Origin of the sequence: Lentiprolixibacter aurantiacus, from assembly GCF_026241225.1 — a bacterium.
GTDB classification, from domain to species: Bacteria; Bacteroidota; Bacteroidia; order Flavobacteriales; family Flavobacteriaceae; genus Lentiprolixibacter; species Lentiprolixibacter aurantiacus.
This window is the reverse complement of the sequence record NZ_JAPFQP010000002.1, coordinates 182,116-199,308: the sequence shown is the minus strand read 5'-3', so window position 1 is coordinate 199,308 and position 17,193 is coordinate 182,116. Positions and strand designations below refer to the sequence as shown.

Here is a 17,193-nt window from a genome sequence, read left to right as displayed (position 1 = left end):
ATTAGCTTTTTTTAGCAATTTGGGCCATCATTTCTGCTTCACACACCAGTTTATTGTTGGCGTATGCATAGGCCTGCATATGGCATATCCCCCTTCTGATTGGTGAAATCAGGCTACAATGGAATATCAGCGTATCTCCCGGGAGTACCTTCTGCTTGAATTTAACATTGTCTATCTTCATGAAGAAGGTCAGGTAATTCTCAGGGTCAGGAACAGTGCTTAGGACGAGAATACCCCCGGTCTGAGCCATAGCCTCGATCTGAAGCACTCCCGGCATAACCGGTGCTCCGGGGAAGTGGCCAACAAAAAATGGCTCGTTCATGGAAACGTTCTTCATCCCTACGACATACTGATCAGTGAGCTCCAGAATCCTGTCGATCAAAAGGAAAGGAGGCCTGTGTGGAAGCATTGCCATAATCTGGTTGATGTCCATCAAAGGCGGTTCATTCAGATCGTACTGGGGCACTTTATTCCTTTTTTCCAGTTTAATAATCTTGGCCAGTTTCTTGGCAAACTGTGTATTTACGTAGTGCCCGGGCTTATTGGCAATAACCTTACCCCTGATCCGGGTTCCGGTAAGCGCCAGATCGCCAATCACATCGAGCAATTTATGCCTTGCGGCCTCGTTGGGCTGATGCAAAGTCAGGTTGTCCAGTATGCCGTTTGGCTTTACGGATAGTTTTTCCTTATTGAAGGCCTTCTCCAGTTTCTTCATGGTTTCCGGAGAAATCTCCTTATCTACATAGACGATGGCATTATTGAGGTCACCCCCCTTGATCAGGCCGTTTTCCAGCAACATTTCCAATTCATGCAGGAAACTGAAGGTACGGGCATCTGCTATTTCAGTTTTGAAATCGGTGATATGCTCAAGATTAGCATTCTGAGTTCCCAGTACCTTAGTGCCAAAGTCGACCATGGTTGTCACCTGGTATTCTTCAGAAGGGATCACTGTTAATTCGCTCCCGGTTGCATCATCCCTGAAGCTGATTACATCCTTAACCACATACTCTTCACGCTCTGCTTCCTGTTCAACAATACCTGCCCCTTCCAGAGCTTCAACAAAGAATTTGGCAGAGCCATCCATAATAGGAGGTTCCGAAGAATCCAGTTCAATCAATATATTATCTATTTCCAGGCCAACAAGAGCGGCCAGAACGTGCTCGGAAGTCTGGATCTTAACGCCACGCTTCTCGAGGTTTGTCCCTCTCTGGGTATTTACCACATAAGTGGCGTCTGCTTCAATAATAGGTTCCCCTTCCAGGTCTACGCGTTTAAACGCATATCCGTGATTAATCGGAGCAGGAACAAATTTCATGGTAACGTTCTCTCCGGTATGCAATCCTACACCCTCAAGGGTAACTTCTTTTGCTATTGTTTTTTGTTTAGCCATACTAAAAATCAGGAATCTTCTCCTTTTTCTAATTCTTCAATTTTGCTGACTAGCTTGGGTAAGTTCTTAAAATGCACATATGACTTATTGTAATCGCTGTAGGTAAGCGCCGGAGACCCCTGCAGGATTTCATCGTCCTTTACGTTACGGGTTATACCCGACTGGGCCTGTATTTTCACCCTGTCCCCGATTATCACGTGTCCCACAATACCCACCTGGCCCCCGATTAAACAGTTCCTGCCTATTTTGGTAGAACCCGCAATTCCAGTCTGAGCGGCAATTGCAGTGTTTTGGCCAATTTCAACATTGTGGGCAATCTGTATCTGGTTATCTAGCTTTACCCCTTTCCGCAGGATAGTACTACCCAGGGTAGCCCTGTCAATAGTAGTTCCGGCACCCACATCTACATGGTCCTCCAAAATAACATTGCCTGTCTGCGGAACTTTGCTGTATTCGCCATTCTGGTTGGGGGTAAATCCAAAGCCGTCGGCCCCTATAATGGCTCCGCTATGGATAACACAGTGATCTCCGATGATAGTTTCAGAATATATTTTAGCTCCTGCGAAGACGGTGACATTATCCCCTATCCTCACATTGTCTCCTACATAAACATTGGGATATATTTTCACGTTATCCCCAATCTGAACATTATTGCCCAGGTAAGAAAATGCGCCCAGGTAAAAATCCTTGCCATAGGAGGCAGAATCGGATATAAATACGGGCGACTCAACACCAAGTTTGTTGTTCTTGACCTGGTTATAATATTCCAGAAGTTTTGAGAATGACTTGTAGGCATCATCCACTTTAATGAGGGTGGTGCTCAACTCCTGTTCGGGTTCAAAGTCATTGTTAACAATGGTAATGGAAGCCTCAGTGCTATAAATATAGGGAGTGTATTTGGGATTGGCCAGAAAGGTCAGAGAACCTTCTTTACCCTCCTCTATCTTAGCCAGTTTATGGACGGTAATTTCGGGATTTCCAACAACCGTACCTTCTAATATACCCGCAATCTGATTGGCCGTAAACTTCAAAACTTTTTTGTTATCCCGAATAAGTGGGACAAAAGTAAGAAAATTAAGTTACACACTCTTTGGGATAGCATATATAATACTTCTCAACCGTTTCTTCCTGTGCAACCAAGTTTAAATGATCCGAGGCTTCGGTTATATCCAGAACCTTTCCCGTTTTCCTTAAGATACGGATCTTTTGCTGCTGTTGGTTGTATGATTGGTTGTAAATATTCCCTTTGAAGGCAAAATACGAGGCCTCCGATAATGAAATTCCATAAAGCCTACTCACCTTTTCCCTGTAAGTATCCAATTCCATTTCCGAAACCGGGCTGTTCTTTATTTCGATCTTTAGCAGCCTTCGCGTGAGCAACATATTGCACAATCGGGATAATACCACATCTTTATGGTTTTGCCATAGCTTGACTGCAGCCAGAATATCAGTATCGTCCAATTGGGCAAAGAACTCCAGGTCATCGGATGTAAAGATGCCGGGTTGAAAATCTCCCTTCAAAAAATGCATGAGTGGCGGACTTCCCTGTAGGTCATTCTGATTATGCAATAGGTCTTTAGCCCTTTTAAATATCTGTATCAGCAACTGTTCGGCAACAATACCCGTTTTATGCAGGTATACCTGCCAGTACATGAATCGCCTGGCCATCAGGAATTTTTCAACAGAGTAAATCCCCTTCTCTTCCACAACCAAATCTTCACCGGCAACATGCAGCATGTAAATCAGTCGCTCTGCATTAATATTTCCCTCGGCAACTCCAGTGTAAAAACTGTCTCTTTTTAGATAATCTAGCCGGTCCATATCCAGCTGGCTCGTAACCAGCTGGTTCATAAATTTACGGGAGTAGGTGCCCTTGAATATGGCTATTGCCAAAGTTAAACTTCCGTTAAAGTTTTTATTCAGGTCATTCATAAAATGCAGGCTCAGGCTTTCATGATCCAGGCCTTCTGCTATACCTCTTTCCATGGCATGTGAAAATGGACCATGGCCGATATCGTGGAGCAGTATGGCCGCAAGCAATGCATCTTCTTCCTCCCTGGAAATGCTAACCCCTTTTAAACGAAGGTTTTGCATTGCCAGCTGCATGAGGTGCATGCTGCCAAGGGCATGGTGGAAACGGGTATGATGTGCCCCGGGAAAGACCAAATAGGAAAGCCCCATTTGGGATATATGGCGAAGCCTCTGGAAATAGCGATGCTCTACCAGACGGAAGACCAGCGGATTGGGAATCCTAATAAATCCGTAAATTGGATCGTTAAATATGGTGAGCTTACTCGATACCGACAAGAAACCTGTTTTTAAAGGGTGGTTTGCCAGATTCAAAGGTATAGATTAAGGCTGAATATCTGTGTAAATCCCGATCTTAATTTCATTGGAGCCCCGGAAGTGATTTCCAGACTGCAAACCTCAGACAAGAATCAGAATAGACAAATGAGAACCATTTCCATTTTATGGGTTGATGACGAAATAGACCTCCTGAAACCTCATATTTTATTCCTGGAGAATAAAAATTACAGCGTGGAAACCTGTCAAAGCGGACAGGATGCGCTTGAGGCGATACGGGAAAAGCGATTCGACATTGTTTTCCTGGATGAAAATATGCCTGGGCTCTCCGGCCTGGAAACCCTTAATGAGATCAAAGCTCTCGATGCTTCCCTGCCTGTGGTTATGATTACCAAAAGCGAGGAGGAATACATTATGGAAGAGGCCATAGGTTCCAAAATTGCCGATTATCTTATCAAGCCGGTTAACCCTAATCAAATTCTACTATCCCTGAAGAAAAACCTGGATACTTCCCGACTCGTTTCTGAGAAGACCACGGCCAATTATCAGCAGGAATTTCGAAAGATCGCCATGGAGTTAAGCATGGTAAATTCCTGGGAAGCCTGGGCAGAGCTCTACAGGAAACTGATCTTCTGGGAGCTGGAATTGGAGGAAATAGAAGATTCTGGCATGTTTGAAATACTGGAATCCCAAAAAATTGAAGCCAACAATCAATTTGGCAAGTTCGTGGATAAAAACTACGCCGACTGGTTTACCGATGAAGACGGACCCGTGATGTCCCATACCCTCTTCAGGAAGCTTGTAATGCCCGAGCTGGGCAAGCAGCCGGTGCTCTGGGTGGTCATTGACAACCTGAGGTACGATCAATGGTGCGCCTTTGAAGATGTGCTCAATCCATTTTATAAAAAATCCAGTGAAACTCCTTATTTCAGTATACTACCTACGGCTACGCAGTACGCCAGGAATGCTATTTTTTCCGGGCTGATGCCCCTGGACATGGAAAAAAAGTATCCGAAATGGTGGAAGAATGATACGGATGAAGGCGGGAAAAACCTGTTTGAAGCTGAGTTCCTGGGGGAACAACTCAGGCGGTTGGGACTTTCCATTCAATGGGAGTACCACAAGATCAGCAGTCTGAAGCAGGGACGCTCCCTTTGCCAGAATTTCCGCTCACAGAAAAAAAATGACCTGACTGTCTTGGTTTACAACTTTGTAGATATGCTTTCCCATGCCAAGACAGAAATGGAAGTGATCAAGGAACTGGCTTCAAACGATAAAGCCTATCGTTCACTTACGCAGAGCTGGTTTAAGAATTCTCCCCTGCTGGAGATCATTCAACAGGCACAGTCCCTGGGCATGAAACTGATTATTTCCACGGATCATGGCACTATTAACGTAAAGCAACCCTCAAAAGTAATTGGTGACCGGGAGACCAGCCTGAACCTCCGTTATAAAACCGGACGTAGTCTTAGCTACGAAGAAAAGGACGTATTTGAAGCCAGGCAGCCAAACAAAATTCATCTACCCAGTCTTACAGTAAGCAGTTCCTTTATTTTTGCCAAGAACGACCTGTTCTTTGCCTACCCCAATAATTACAATTATTACGTTTCCTATTATCGGAACACCTACCAGCACGGTGGCATATCACTGGAAGAAATGGTTATACCCTTTGTAGTTCTGAATCCCAGATAATTTAATATAGAGGTTTTATCCCGCATATATCTGCGTCATTCCATTTTGATCACCAACTGCAACAGATATGTTTACTGAAAATTGAAATTCGCCCTGGTAGAAGTAGGTTCGCCGCCCCCTATCATACCGAACTGTAGCTCCGTAATCCCGTAATTGCTCCATCAGGCAGTAAATGAGTCGTTCACTAACATGCAGCCTGCTGGCCAGTTGTTTTGGAGATCCCGTGCATTCCTGTTCAATTAATTCATGCAATTGATTTAGCCTTCGCAAGTTTTTGATTGTCTTCATAGGTCATCATTTTTAATTAACACAAACGTTGGCGTTGGTGAGGGATTGCTTGTTACACACAATAGTATAGATTATTTTCTATATTTACAAATAATAATAGTATTTTTTCTCTGTTTGTTTAGTAACCTGTATATTTGCTTCATAATTGATTGCCGAATCATGCTTAAAACCATAGATCGTTTGATGCAGTTTATCAGTCATGCCGGTTTAAGTGCCAGGCAGTTCGATATATCCATAGGTGCCGCAAATGGATATACGCTGCGCATGAAAAAGAACAGGGCATCCATTGGCAGCGATGTAATCGAAAACATTGTCCGCACCTACCCTCAGCTTAACGTTGCCTGGTTGATAACAGGAGAAGGGGAAATGCTTAAGCCCGAAAAGCAAAAGGAATTGAAGGCTTTCGAAGAACTTTCCGTAGAGAAGCAAAAAGAGATTGAAAGCATTATTGAAAACAAGATCCGTGAACGCCAGGAAGCAGAATTACAGAGTTTGCTCCAGGAGGTAACCCGGGAAATCAAAAGGCGGCAATCCTGAGTTCAGGTTGCTAGTTTTCGCTGTAATTCCTGTTGGAGGCTTTTCAGTTCTGATAATTTCGCATCCGCAGCCTCTTTACCAACCAATTGAGCGAGGATCTCCTCATACCGCTCTCTGTAATTAGCCACGCCAGATCTTTCCTCCCCCAGTTTGTCGATAAGGTGGTCTATTTCCCTGGAAATCCTGTCGTAAGTATCCAAAGACCGCGAATGCCTTCGAACAATTCGCGACAAAGTAAACAGGAGGAACACTGATAGCAAAACAAGCGGGAAAACCCTGTAATTACCGTAAGCTTCAATAATTAAATAACCTTCCTGAAATGCCTCCCAGAATTGAAACAAATAAAGAATCAAGGGTGATAATATGGCGTATCGCCACCATGTATGATAGGTTATAAACCAGATGAACATAGGAACTATCACCATTAATTTAAGTGAAATAAACCATGTAAAAACCTGGGCATCATAAAATCCATGAGAACTAATATTGAGAATTCCTATTTTGTAATTTGCAGCACCTTCAGGAATTGTGTAATGCAAATACCAGGGAATAGTGCTTACCATAATCACCAAAGCGTAAATTAGGTTAGGTATGATGCTCAATCTCATTATATCAGTATTGCAAAATGAATTGTTCCTTTTTAGTATTTTTTCGACATAGAGTTTAATACTGTATAGACGATAAAGCCCATAGGAATTAGAGGCAATTCTGTTATCAATCTTTAACAATTGAATCATATTATCAATCTCCGCTACCTTTCGCGTTGATGATTGGACCAGAAGAGATTTGAGTTTTAAGTTAAGTCCATGCTCGCGAAATCTTTCAAACACCTTATAATCCAAAATTAGAATCATTATAATTAAAAACACCATAATTAAATACTTGATAAAAAGGAAAGTACTTGTAATGATTATGAGTTCATTAAAATATGTGAAAAGGTGATCCAAAAAGATCAAAATTGGTAATAGAAGAGCTAACTTCCATTTATTGGAAATGCTGAAAAAAATTACACTTAAAATTAATATAGCTGAAAATCCGGATACCAATATCCAAACAAATGTCTGAATAGGAATTATCTCCAAATCATAATAATGTCCAAATAAATAAAATGAAGTTCGTTCTGAATCAAAAAGTAAGTGACTGTAACTTAAAAAAGGAGCTACAATCAGGCTCAATCCCAAAATAAACTGGAATTTGTATTTCCTAATCCAATCATTATTGCGATACTTACTTAGCATTAGGCCTGCCTTTACTGACTGAGAAATCAAAATACAAAAAAATGTCGAATATTGTCTATGAATTAGATGAGATTAATTCGGTTTCGGAGATTATTATCTCTCGGCTGCATTCCAGGGTACTTGCCCTTAAAGGGGAAATGGGTACCGGCAAGACCACTTTGATCAAGGCGCTAATAAAATCCCTGGGAGGCGCAGATTCGGGAAATAGTCCATCTTTTGGTTTAGTCAATGAATACCGCACAGAAGAGGGGGCACTCCTGGGCTACCATTTTGACTTTTACCGGATTGAAGACCTCACCGAGGCATTAGACCTGGGTTTTGAAGAGTATCTGGAGCAGGATTGCTGGATTTTCATTGAATGGCCGGAAAAAGTCGCCCCCTTGCTCCCAGCTGAGGCACAGGAACTCGTGCTATCTATTGTCGGACCTGAAAAACGGAGCCTGGAAATCAAATAATGTAGTATTTTAACATGGGATTTCCTTCTTTTTTCCTTCCGCAACTAGCAAACAGGATACCCGTTTTGATAGGTTTTATCGATAAAGTGTTTGTTTTTTACGATAAAGTGTGTTATTTTGCCGATGAAAAACATCTGTGGGTTAATTTTTTTCCTACATTTGTATTACGAGACCGAATCTGTTTAAAAACAAATACGATGAACACTAGGAAATTTTTTTACGGGATACTGACTTGTTTGATTCTTATGGCAGCTGCCTGTACTGAATCTACTGCGGAAGATGATCAGTTATATGAGTTGGGAATTGATAAAAAAGAAATAATTCTTAAGGGAATAGATAAAAAGGATATCATATTAAAGGGTATTGACAAAAAGGAAGTAATCCTAAAAGATTAGCTTTTATCTAAGAATAATCAATTAGTCGATATTTTTTGCTTTTTATCGTAAGATAGTTAAGGACAGTCAATAAACTGTCCTTTTTTTCGTTAATGCAAGTAAGAATCTTAATACTCGCATTGATGGATGGTAAATCAAGAAATAGTAAAAAAGCTAGAAAACGATTTTTTATTGAATCTATTGCTATCTTTTTCATTATAGCTACACCCTTTATCCATAAAATTCACGACTATTTACCAAGAGATCCGGAAGAGACCATTAATTTCTTGGGAATGATAATTGACAAAAATGGTTTTGCGAATTTAAGGACTTACAGTTGGTTTCTTTTAAATAAGTTTATTCCCTTTTACCTTCTTCTTATCTGGTTCTTTACCAATAAACACTGGTGGTATCATATTTTATTGATTCCATTATGCATGTACGCCTTTCAGATATTTGAGGTTCTCTATTCCGAGGACGATTTAGTAGATACAGAAAATATTTTTTGGCTACTTCCTATATGTATGGTGGTCATCCCCTTTGTGTACTTTGTAAGGGTGAAACTTTATGATAAACACGTTCATGGCATTGACCTGGAAGCCATGGATGCCGAACTCAAGTACTACAGGGATAAAGAGCGTGAAGCCAATCATTTCGTTAAAGAAAAAGAATCTAATGACACAAAGGATTTGCTATTGGAAGAGGATGAACTTTCTGATAAACTTCCGAAAAGCATGATTCAAAAGATGTTCAGCAGCCTGAAGCACAGTATGCAAAACCTGCTGGATATGTTACTCTGATAAAATAAAACCGACTTATAAAAAATCCCGCCAATGGTGGGATTTTTAATTTTTACACTTATCCTTTTTCTCCTGAATCCGCTACCAAAAAAATTGTATTTTTGGAAGGATTCACTCCTGTGAACAAGCTTTACCAATGGATCAACCAGCCTCACCTTTCAGCAAACAGCAACTTCTCCCCCAGGAAGAAACCCTTGAAATACTCAAACAAAAAGGGGAACTCTTTATAGGAATTCCCAACGAGATCCAATATCAGGAAAAAAGGATCTGCCTTACGCCGGATGCAGTAAACGCACTCACGGCCCATGGTCATAAAGTACTAATGGAAGCAGGTGCCGGAGAAAGCGCTAGCTATACAGATCTGGAATATACTAATGCAGGCGCAACCATTACACGCGATACCAAGAAAGTGTTTTCCTGTCCCATACTTCTGAAGGTGGAGCCACCCAATCTGGCCGAAATAGCCATGATGAATCCCCAGGCAACCATTATTTCTGCCCTGCAGATCAAAACGCGCTCCAGAGAGTATTTTGAAGCCCTTGCCAAAAAAAGGATTACCGCAGTTGCCTTTGAATATATACGCGATGAGGATGGTAAATATCCAGCTGTAAGATCATTAAGCGAAATTGCCGGAATCTCCTCAGTGCTTATTGCTTCTGAGATTATGGCCGCAACAAATCAGGGCAATGGTCTGATGTTTGGTAACATTAGTGGGGTACCTCCCGTTGAAGTGGTTATACTGGGTGCGGGCACTGTTGGTGAGTTTGCCGCAAGATCTGCTCTCGGATTGGGAGCTAATGTAAAGGTCTTCGACAATTCCCTTACCAAATTGAGGAATATCCAGACAAACCTCAATCAGACTATCTATACCTCTACCCTGCAGCCCAAGAACCTCGTCAAAAGCCTTAAAAGGTGCGATGTAGCAATCGGTGCTATGCGAGGGCGCGACCGTGCCCCTGTTATAGTCAGCCAGACTATGGTGGAACAGATGAAAAAAGGCTCCGTTATCATTGATGTCAGCATTGATATGGGCGGATGCTTCGAAACAAGCGAACTTACCACCCATGATAAACCCACGCGTGAAAAACATGGGGTAATTCACTACGGGGTTCCTAACATCCCTGCGCGATACCCTCGTACATCATCCGTGTCTATAAGTAACATTTTTACACCCTACCTTCTGAAAATTGGTGAAGATGGCGGACTGGAAAATTCACTTCGGTTCGATAAAGGCCTTCGCAACGGACTCTATATGTATCACGGGATCCTGACCAACAAATCTGTAGGGGAATGGTTCGACCTTAAATACAGTGATATTAACTTCCTTATTTTCTAGTCAATGTCCTTCCTTAAGCGATTGGGATTCTATCTTATCGGACTTTCTGTAGGGCTGATTTTTCTGGTGTTTTTCCTCAAAAAGAAATCTGAAGAAACGGGAACCTCTTTTTGCTATCTCCCTAATTGTCGTGTTATCAAGGAATTACGGTCAAAACCCCAGGAATTTAGCCCTGAATTCTTGGCTGCATTCAACACAAGTTCAATAGACTCCATACAAATTGACACCTTCTTATCTGCCGGTGATGTTGATTTTAAAAATAGTGACACGAAGAGTGAGCCCTGTAAGACGTACAAGGTTCGTGGAATTATGGGTGATGATGAAATGGAATCCGTACTAATTATTGATAATTGCCCTGATGTAGTTATAATCCAAGGCCTTTACGTGCCCAATCCGGATTGAACCAGTTGACATTTATATAAAAATACCTTATGAGAATACTCTTAATCCTGTTGATATCTTCATTACTATTCGGATGTAATAGTCAGACAGAAAATGAAGTAGTAGGTGCCTCCAATAAATACGAAGATCTTTTGGCTTTATTTAAAGATTGGCGATCCTTTGAAACTCCTCCCCTGCTTGATGGCGCTCCAGACTATACCGCCCCGGGGTTTAAGGATAGGCGATCTGAGTTTAAAATACTACAAAGCCGTTTGCAGGCCATAGATACCAGCGGTTGGGATATTGATAAGCAAGTCGACTGGCGACTGGTTCAGGCAGAAATGAATGGTTATCATTTTAATGACAGTATTTTGAAGCCCTGGGCCCGGGATCCGGCCTTTTACAAATCCCTGTGGATGGCACAGAGTGATGTCCCGGCCCATGAAGGTCCAACCCACCATGCTACAACTGAACTCTGGACCTACTCCTTTCCCCTTTCTCCTGGAGAAAAGAACAGGCTCTTAAATGACCTCAGGGTAATACCCTCCCTGAATAGACAGGCTCAAACCAACCTCACCGGCAATGCCCGGGACCTGTGGATTGCCGGTATTCGGGATATTGAAACCCAGAGCAGGAACCTGGAAGGAATGCTAAACCTTCCGGGTATAAATGAATCCCCGGATATTGTTGCAGCTGTGAATGAAGCCATAAGCAGCACCAATGCGCTGGCAGAATGGTTGAAACAAGAAGCAAAAACCAAGGATGGCCCCTCGGGAATTGGCAAGGAAAACTACAGCTTGTACCTGCGAAACGTACATCTGGTTCCCCTTAACTGGGATGACGAAGTTTTACTACTTAAAAGAGAACTCGCCCGTGCATGGGCCTCTTTAAAACTGGAAGAGCACAGAAACCGGGACTTGCCACCTTTAGTCCCCGCTGATTCCCCGGAAGCCTATGATGAACTGGCCGAAGAATCAGCTGTTAGCCTGATGCAATTCCTGGAAGAACAGGACATAGTTACGGTAAAAGACTATTTTGAACCTGCTCTTCGGGAACATTTGGGATCCTTCGTTCCTGAATCTACCAGGAACTTTTTCTGGATTACAGCCCACCATGACCCCAGACCGCTTTATTCTCATTTTTACCACTGGTTTGAACTGGCCCGTATGGTCCACGAACCCAACAAAAGTGAAATACGAAGAGGCCCTCTGCTATATAACATCTTTGATTCCCGAAATGAAGGAACAGCAACGGCAGTGGAGGAAATGTTTATGCAGGCTGGTTTGTACGACGATAACCCCCGTGTAAGGGAAATTGTATATATCATGATTGCTCAGCGTGCAGCAAGGGGATTAGGATCCCTTTACGCACATGCCAATATAATGACCATGGAAGAAGCCGGGGGGATACATTCTGAATATACCCCCAGGGGATGGATGAAAACAGAGAAAGAGCTCCTGCTCTTTGAACAACATCTGTACCTCAGGCAACCCGGTTATGGTACCAGCTACATCACAGGCAAATACCTGCTGGAAAATGCAATGGCCGACTATGCCCGTATTACTGAAAATAACGGTCGGGTATTTCGTATTCGGGAATTCCTGGATAGCATGAATGCTATCGGAAATATTCCGGTATCACTGGGGCACTGGCAATTAACAGGCGTTGATCCTCTGGTTGAAATAGAGTGAAGAAAAAATGCCCTAATCCTTGTACAAAGCCTGAGCAGCCTTCTCATATTTATCTCCTGAAGTCCATACAGGAGTAGTTGGATCATCCGCTATAAGCCTTCCGGAAAGCACATAGGCCCGGAAAAACTTCTCCAGATAGGTGTAGTCCATGGTATCGGCCTCATCACCCGGACGGTGGTAATACTTGGTAACCTCCCCATCGAAAGAGCTGAAACCCATACTAAAAGTGGGTGCAGGGATTCCTTTCCTGGCAAAATGTACATTATCTGAACGATCGAATAATCCCTGTTCCGGAGCGGGGTCGTCAATTGCATTTAATCCAAATTGGGCCGAGGCAGTTTTTATATGCTCAGCGGCAGTGGTCCTGTTGAGTCCTACAATGGTGGTTAGCGAAGTATCATTGTAACCTCCGTTATCACTGTTGAAACAGTACACCATTTGTTTCAGCGGAAGCACCGGGTTTTCCACATAGTATTTGCTCCCCAAAAGCCCTTTTTCTTCGCCGGTAAACAAAATGAACAGCGCCGATCTTTTGGTGGGATATTTGGCCAGGTTTTCTGCCATGCTCAGCACAGTCGTGGTTCCCACGGCATTATCGCGCGCCCCATTGTAAATGGTATCACCAGTTGCATCCGGTGATCCGATACCCACATGGTCATAGTGTGCGGAGTAGATTATAAATTCATCTTTCAACTCAGGGTCCGTCCCTGTCACCATACCTACAACATTGTACGAAACAACAGCCTCCTTCTCCGGCACTTCCAGCTTCATTTGCCCGCTGTGGACAGGCTTAGATGAAATTTTAGTACTTAAACTACCATCAGCGTCCTGTACCCACATGTAGGTAAACTGCGGGCTTTTATCTTTTTCACCCTTGGCCAGGGCGATTCCAGGTGCGTTGAATTGATGATCAATATATCCCCACATCTGATCCTGAGCTTTGATAAATTCAACCACTGCTACAGCCCCTTTTTCCATGGCAATATCTCGTTTTTCTCCCAGCAGGCTGAAAGCCCGCTGTGCTTCCCCTCCTGTGACGTTACCTGCTTTTATAAGCACTACTTTACCTTTCACGTCAAGCCCTTCATAGTTGTCCTCCAATCCGTATCCGGCATAAACAAAATCACCTTCATAAGACATATTCCCAACACGCAAACCTGCTGTATTCCCTATCTCCAAACCTCCAATGGTCAGGGTTGCTGATTTGGCAGGGTAAGATCGCTCCAATTTAACCTCCTGGTAATAATCACCCGAGGCAGGATTTGGTTGTACACCATATTTCCTGAAGGCATTGGCCAGGTAAGAAGCTGCGATCTTATTCTCTGGCGTTCCGGTCTCCCTCCCCCTGAGCAGGTCATCAGCCAAAAAATAAATATGTCCCTTAATGCTATTCACATTAACAGTTTCCAAAACCTTATCCTGATCGCTCTGGGCTAACAGCAATTGGCCAATAAAAAGAAATAGTATTAAAATTGGAGTGGTTCTCATAATTAGATTGATTTTGTAAGTTTCTCGCAATTCACCGAAAGTACATAAATAGCCGCTCTCCTACCAGAATTCGCTTAGATTTTATAATTTTCATATAGCACGCAAACCTATCAGGATGACCACTTTTATCAACGCGAAGGACGAAAAGGCATTTACGCTTATTGCCCATTTGGCCCGAACTATATGGGAAGATCATTATACCCCGATTATCGGATCGGAACAGGTTAGCTATATGCTTAACAAGTTTCAATCGGTCGAAGCCATAGCCGAACAGGTTTCGAGGGGAGTTCAGTACCACCTCATTTTTTATAATTCAAAACCTGCGGGATATCTGGCCTTTGAAAAAAAGCTGGAAGAATTATTCCTGAGCAAGATTTATGTTAGCAAAGAGATGCGAGGGAAGGGAATTGGTAAGGAGGCAATGGCCTTTATTGAACGTGAGGGTCGCCATATGGATTGCACACAAATCTCATTAACTGTAAACAAACACAATACAGGTTCCATTAAAGCTTATGAAAAATTGGGTTTCCATAACCTGGGAGGTATTGTACAGGATATTGGGCAGGGCTACATAATGGACGATTTCCTTTTGATAAAATCACTGTAAACTAAGTAATTAGCTGACAAATATCATAGAACCTCAGTCAGGACTGCTCTATTTTTGAAGGTATTTCCTAAAACAGATCATTATGACAGATGTAACAAAAGACAAAAGCTCCTGGGCAGTTGGCGGGGGAGTTATTCTTGGACTGGGAGTAGGATTTTTTTTCCTGAGGACCGATGCCCTCTGGTTTGTAGGCTCCATGATGATCGGGCTTGGGCTGGGGCTTTTAGTTGCTTCTCTGTTATCTGGCAGAAGAAAATAGAGCGAAGTCCTTTTTTGGCTATAATCCAACCCTTAGCCCTTGATTAAACTATTCCGTAATACAAGGAAGAAACTGCTGGTGGAAAAACAATTTACCAGATACCTGGCCTATGCCATTGGAGAAATCATCCTTGTTGTGGTGGGTATTCTGATTGCACTGCAGATCAATACATGGAACAATCAACGGATTGAAGATCGGGAAGAAGCTAAAACGTACGAGAATATCCGCAGGCAGATCAAGGATGATCAAAGAGCATTGAACGATGCCAAATTGTACAATGAGTTCCATTTAAAAGCCTACAAGTACGCCAACAAAATTATAATTTCCGAAAATCGGCAAAAAGCCGATTCCCTTGCCATTATGGCCATGTTGCTCAGCAGGTTTTCCGATTTCCACCGGAGCAGCAATATCTATGAAACCCTCGTAAACAGTGGTGAATTGCGATTGCTGAAGAATACGGCCATTACACAAAAGCTACAACAACTGGAGATGACCTATACTTTTGTAAACAAACTCGAAGTCATGCATTGGGACATGATTTCCAATGAACTACCAGAAGTGCTCCGGGGTGTTGTGAATTATAATGATCTTAAGGCCGTTCTTCCCGACAAACTTTACGATGTGGATATGCAGAATATGTTCGTTTCCATCATCTATCTCTCAGAAACCAAGGATGAAGTATACCGGAAAGCACTGTCAGAAATTGAAGAACTTATTGGGCTGATCAATGCCGAAGTACCTTATGAAGACGATTAGTATACCCCTACTGATCCCCGTCCCAAAGCATTAAGAATTAATACAAAAATCGGTAACTTGAGTTTATTAAAATGAAAAGTAAACTCATGGGAAATATCAACCGCAGAAATTTCATCAAGAAAACTTCACTTTCCAGCGCAGGACTCATAGCCGCCACGTCTTTATCTTCCTGTACTGAACAAGCTTCTGACCGAAAACCTGGTGCCCTGTATATGGGAGGTTATGCAGCCCCAAAGCTTAAAAACGTCCGCATTGCGGTTATAGGCGTTGGAGCCCGTGGACCTGCTCACCTAAAATTCTGTGCTTCCCTTCCCGGAACTGAAATTGTAGCTGTATGCGATCTGTATGAAGATCTGGCCACCAAATGGGCGGCAGAAGCCGAAGCGATGGGAAAGGGGCAGAGACATCAGGACATCAGTACCTATTACGGAGATGAAAATGCCTGGGTCAGGATGCTCAAAGAGGTCAAACCCGATGCCGTCTTCATTGCTACCAACTGGATGAACCACGCTCCAATGGCCATTGAAACCATGAAGCATGGGGCCCATGCTTTTGTGGAAGTTCCTCTGGCTGTAACACTGGAAGAATTATGGGACATTGTAGATACCAGTGAGCAGACCCAAAAGCACTGTATGATGATGGAAAATGTGAATTACGGTCGGGATGAGTTGATGTTCCTCAATATGTGCCGAAAGGGTGCAATAGGAGAAATCCTGCACGGCGAAGCGGCCTATATTCATGAACTTCGCTGGCAGATGGAAGAAGTAGAACGGGGAACCGGGTCCTGGAGGACACCCCATTACGCCAAACGCAACGGCAACCTCTATCCTACCCATGGATTGGGCCCTGTTGCACAATACATGAACCTGGCACGTGGGGAGGACACCTTCAAATCCCTGGTCTCCTTTTCAACCCCGGCACTCGGCAGAAATAGATATGCCCGCGAGAACTACCCGGAAGACCACCTGTGGAACCAGCTGGATTTCAGGGGTGGCGACCTAAACACTTCAATTATCAAGACTCATATGGGTCGTACTATAATGGTACAATGGGATGAAACCAGTCCGAGGCCTTATTCCCGACTTAATCTGATTCAGGGAACACAGGGTACCCTTGCAGGTTTTCCTACTCGTGTAGCACTTGAAGGAGGGGTAGAAGGTATTACGGAAGACCATCATCGTTGGGTTCAGGGTGAACAATTGCATGCCCTGTACGATAAATACGATCACCCCCTGTATAAACGGTTGTCCAGCGCCACATCCGGTTCCGGGCATGGTGGAATGGACGGAATGATGGTGTATCGCATTATCGAATGCCTGCAAAAAGGGCTGCCCCTTGACCAGAATGTGTACGAAGGGGCATTCTGGAGCGCAGTCGCCCCGCTCAGTGAACTTTCAGTAATTCAGGACGGGCAACCACAGGAATTTCCGGATTTTACACGGGGATCATGGCAGGAAACCGAACCCCTGCAAATCATTAGCTAGCAAGACTTAACACCTTAGTAAGGGTTAAAAATTCTATTTAAAATTTAACATTCCAAATATCCCATCTCTTCTTTGGATATATTAATTTTGGATATTATCCACTTTTTAGGATT

At 43.1% G+C, this 17,193-nt stretch carries 18 protein-coding genes; 12 read left to right on the top strand and 6 right to left on the bottom strand.

Annotation, left to right across the window (positions count from 1 at the left end; all coding sequences use genetic code 11):
* Position 1: 1 nt before the first annotated feature.
* From OO016_RS07995 to OO016_RS07985, 3 genes are read right to left on the bottom strand one after another with little or no spacing between them, the layout of a single operon-like run.
* Complete coding sequence (locus tag OO016_RS07995; protein ID WP_266012241.1) at positions 2–1,390, bottom strand: bifunctional UDP-3-O-[3-hydroxymyristoyl] N-acetylglucosamine deacetylase/3-hydroxyacyl-ACP dehydratase; 1,389 nt, start codon at positions 1,388–1,390, stop codon at positions 2–4.
* 8 nt (positions 1,391–1,398) lie between these two features.
* Positions 1,399–2,421: a UDP-3-O-(3-hydroxymyristoyl)glucosamine N-acyltransferase gene (lpxD, locus tag OO016_RS07990; RefSeq protein ID WP_266012240.1), complete on the bottom strand. Its 1,023-nt coding sequence runs from the start codon at positions 2,419–2,421 to the stop codon at positions 1,399–1,401.
* A 43-nt stretch (positions 2,422–2,464) separates the two neighbouring features.
* Positions 2,465–3,697 (bottom strand): HD domain-containing protein, encoded by a 1,233-nt coding sequence (locus OO016_RS07985; RefSeq protein WP_266012238.1) that lies wholly within the window; start codon positions 3,695–3,697, stop codon positions 2,465–2,467.
* A gap of 144 nt (positions 3,698–3,841) precedes the next feature.
* On the opposite strand from OO016_RS07985, the gene porX reads away from it, so the two are divergent.
* Positions 3,842–5,386 carry a T9SS response regulator signal transducer PorX gene (gene porX, locus OO016_RS07980; RefSeq protein ID WP_266012236.1) on the top strand — a complete coding sequence of 515 codons (1,545 nt, stop codon included), beginning with the start codon at positions 3,842–3,844 and terminating at the stop codon, positions 5,384–5,386.
* 15 nt (positions 5,387–5,401) lie between these two features.
* Here the strand turns inward: porX and OO016_RS07975 are convergent, their stop codons facing one another.
* Complete coding sequence (locus OO016_RS07975) at positions 5,402–5,674, bottom strand: HTH domain-containing protein (protein WP_266012234.1); 273 nt, start codon at positions 5,672–5,674, stop codon at positions 5,402–5,404.
* A 159-nt stretch (positions 5,675–5,833) separates the two neighbouring features.
* Between OO016_RS07975 and OO016_RS07970 the strand changes: the two genes are divergently transcribed.
* Entirely contained in the window at positions 5,834–6,211 is a 378-nt protein-coding gene (locus tag OO016_RS07970) for a hypothetical protein (protein WP_266012232.1), read from the top strand.
* 2 nt (positions 6,212–6,213) lie between these two features.
* Here OO016_RS07970 and OO016_RS07965 read toward each other — a convergent pair whose 3' ends face one another.
* The gene (locus OO016_RS07965; protein WP_266012230.1) at positions 6,214–6,819 is read right to left on the bottom strand and encodes a hypothetical protein; all 606 of its coding nucleotides are present in this window, start codon (positions 6,817–6,819) and stop codon (positions 6,214–6,216) included.
* 671 nt (positions 6,820–7,490) lie between these two features.
* Between OO016_RS07965 and tsaE the strand changes: the two genes are divergently transcribed.
* From tsaE to OO016_RS07935, 6 genes are all read left to right on the top strand, one after another.
* Positions 7,491–7,904: a tRNA (adenosine(37)-N6)-threonylcarbamoyltransferase complex ATPase subunit type 1 TsaE gene (gene tsaE / locus OO016_RS07960; RefSeq protein ID WP_266012228.1), complete on the top strand. Its 414-nt coding sequence runs from the start codon at positions 7,491–7,493 to the stop codon at positions 7,902–7,904.
* A gap of 197 nt (positions 7,905–8,101) precedes the next feature.
* Positions 8,102–8,299, top strand: coding sequence for a hypothetical protein (locus tag OO016_RS07955; protein ID WP_266012226.1), 198 nt, complete (start codon positions 8,102–8,104; stop codon positions 8,297–8,299).
* Between the two features lie 122 nt (positions 8,300–8,421).
* Positions 8,422–9,078, top strand: coding sequence for a hypothetical protein (locus tag OO016_RS07950; RefSeq protein ID WP_266012224.1), 657 nt, complete (start codon positions 8,422–8,424; stop codon positions 9,076–9,078).
* A 136-nt stretch (positions 9,079–9,214) separates the two neighbouring features.
* Positions 9,215–10,414, top strand: coding sequence for an alanine dehydrogenase (locus tag OO016_RS07945; RefSeq protein WP_266012222.1), 1,200 nt, complete (start codon positions 9,215–9,217; stop codon positions 10,412–10,414).
* A gap of 3 nt (positions 10,415–10,417) precedes the next feature.
* Positions 10,418–10,816, top strand: a complete 399-nt coding sequence (locus tag OO016_RS07940; protein WP_266012220.1) for a DUF4258 domain-containing protein — start codon at positions 10,418–10,420, stop codon at positions 10,814–10,816.
* 29 nt (positions 10,817–10,845) lie between these two features.
* Positions 10,846–12,486, top strand: coding sequence for a hypothetical protein (locus OO016_RS07935; protein WP_266012218.1), 1,641 nt, complete (start codon positions 10,846–10,848; stop codon positions 12,484–12,486).
* A gap of 12 nt (positions 12,487–12,498) precedes the next feature.
* On the opposite strand, the gene OO016_RS07930 is transcribed toward OO016_RS07935, so the two are convergent.
* Positions 12,499–13,974 carry a M28 family peptidase gene (locus tag OO016_RS07930; protein WP_266012216.1) on the bottom strand — a complete coding sequence of 492 codons (1,476 nt, stop codon included), beginning with the start codon at positions 13,972–13,974 and terminating at the stop codon, positions 12,499–12,501.
* A gap of 115 nt (positions 13,975–14,089) precedes the next feature.
* On the opposite strand from OO016_RS07930, the gene OO016_RS07925 reads away from it, so the two are divergent.
* From OO016_RS07925 to OO016_RS07910, 4 genes are all read left to right on the top strand, one after another.
* On the top strand, positions 14,090–14,581 hold the full coding sequence (locus tag OO016_RS07925) for a GNAT family N-acetyltransferase (protein WP_266012214.1): 492 nt from the start codon (positions 14,090–14,092) through the stop codon (positions 14,579–14,581).
* Between the two features lie 82 nt (positions 14,582–14,663).
* Complete coding sequence (locus tag OO016_RS07920) at positions 14,664–14,840, top strand: hypothetical protein (RefSeq protein ID WP_266012212.1); 177 nt, start codon at positions 14,664–14,666, stop codon at positions 14,838–14,840.
* Between the two features lie 39 nt (positions 14,841–14,879).
* Positions 14,880–15,596, top strand: a complete 717-nt coding sequence (locus OO016_RS07915) for a DUF6090 family protein (protein WP_266012210.1) — start codon at positions 14,880–14,882, stop codon at positions 15,594–15,596.
* Between the two features lie 71 nt (positions 15,597–15,667).
* A complete protein-coding gene (locus tag OO016_RS07910; RefSeq protein ID WP_266012208.1) occupies positions 15,668–17,080 on the top strand; it encodes a Gfo/Idh/MocA family protein in 1,413 nt (470 codons plus the stop codon).
* Positions 17,081–17,193 lie beyond the last annotated feature (113 nt).

Coding starts and splice junctions, on each gene's coding strand:
- OO016_RS07995 (WP_266012241.1), bottom strand. CDS start 1,390: ATGGCTAAACAAAAAACAATAGCAAAAGAAGTTACCCTTGAGGGTGTA.
- porX (WP_266012236.1), top strand. CDS start 3,842: ATGAGAACCATTTCCATTTTATGGGTTGATGACGAAATAGACCTCCTG.
- OO016_RS07975 (WP_266012234.1), bottom strand. CDS start 5,674: ATGAAGACAATCAAAAACTTGCGAAGGCTAAATCAATTGCATGAATTA.
- OO016_RS07970 (WP_266012232.1), top strand. CDS start 5,834: ATGCTTAAAACCATAGATCGTTTGATGCAGTTTATCAGTCATGCCGGT.
- OO016_RS07965 (WP_266012230.1), bottom strand. CDS start 6,819: ATGAGATTGAGCATCATACCTAACCTAATTTACGCTTTGGTGATTATG.
- tsaE (WP_266012228.1), top strand. CDS start 7,491: ATGTCGAATATTGTCTATGAATTAGATGAGATTAATTCGGTTTCGGAG.
- OO016_RS07955 (WP_266012226.1), top strand. CDS start 8,102: ATGAACACTAGGAAATTTTTTTACGGGATACTGACTTGTTTGATTCTT.
- OO016_RS07950 (WP_266012224.1), top strand. CDS start 8,422: ATGGATGGTAAATCAAGAAATAGTAAAAAAGCTAGAAAACGATTTTTT.
- OO016_RS07945 (WP_266012222.1), top strand. CDS start 9,215: ATGGATCAACCAGCCTCACCTTTCAGCAAACAGCAACTTCTCCCCCAG.
- OO016_RS07940 (WP_266012220.1), top strand. CDS start 10,418: ATGTCCTTCCTTAAGCGATTGGGATTCTATCTTATCGGACTTTCTGTA.
- OO016_RS07935 (WP_266012218.1), top strand. CDS start 10,846: ATGAGAATACTCTTAATCCTGTTGATATCTTCATTACTATTCGGATGT.
- OO016_RS07930 (WP_266012216.1), bottom strand. CDS start 13,974: ATGAGAACCACTCCAATTTTAATACTATTTCTTTTTATTGGCCAATTG.
- OO016_RS07925 (WP_266012214.1), top strand. CDS start 14,090: ATGACCACTTTTATCAACGCGAAGGACGAAAAGGCATTTACGCTTATT.
- OO016_RS07920 (WP_266012212.1), top strand. CDS start 14,664: ATGACAGATGTAACAAAAGACAAAAGCTCCTGGGCAGTTGGCGGGGGA.
- OO016_RS07910 (WP_266012208.1), top strand. CDS start 15,668: ATGAAAAGTAAACTCATGGGAAATATCAACCGCAGAAATTTCATCAAG.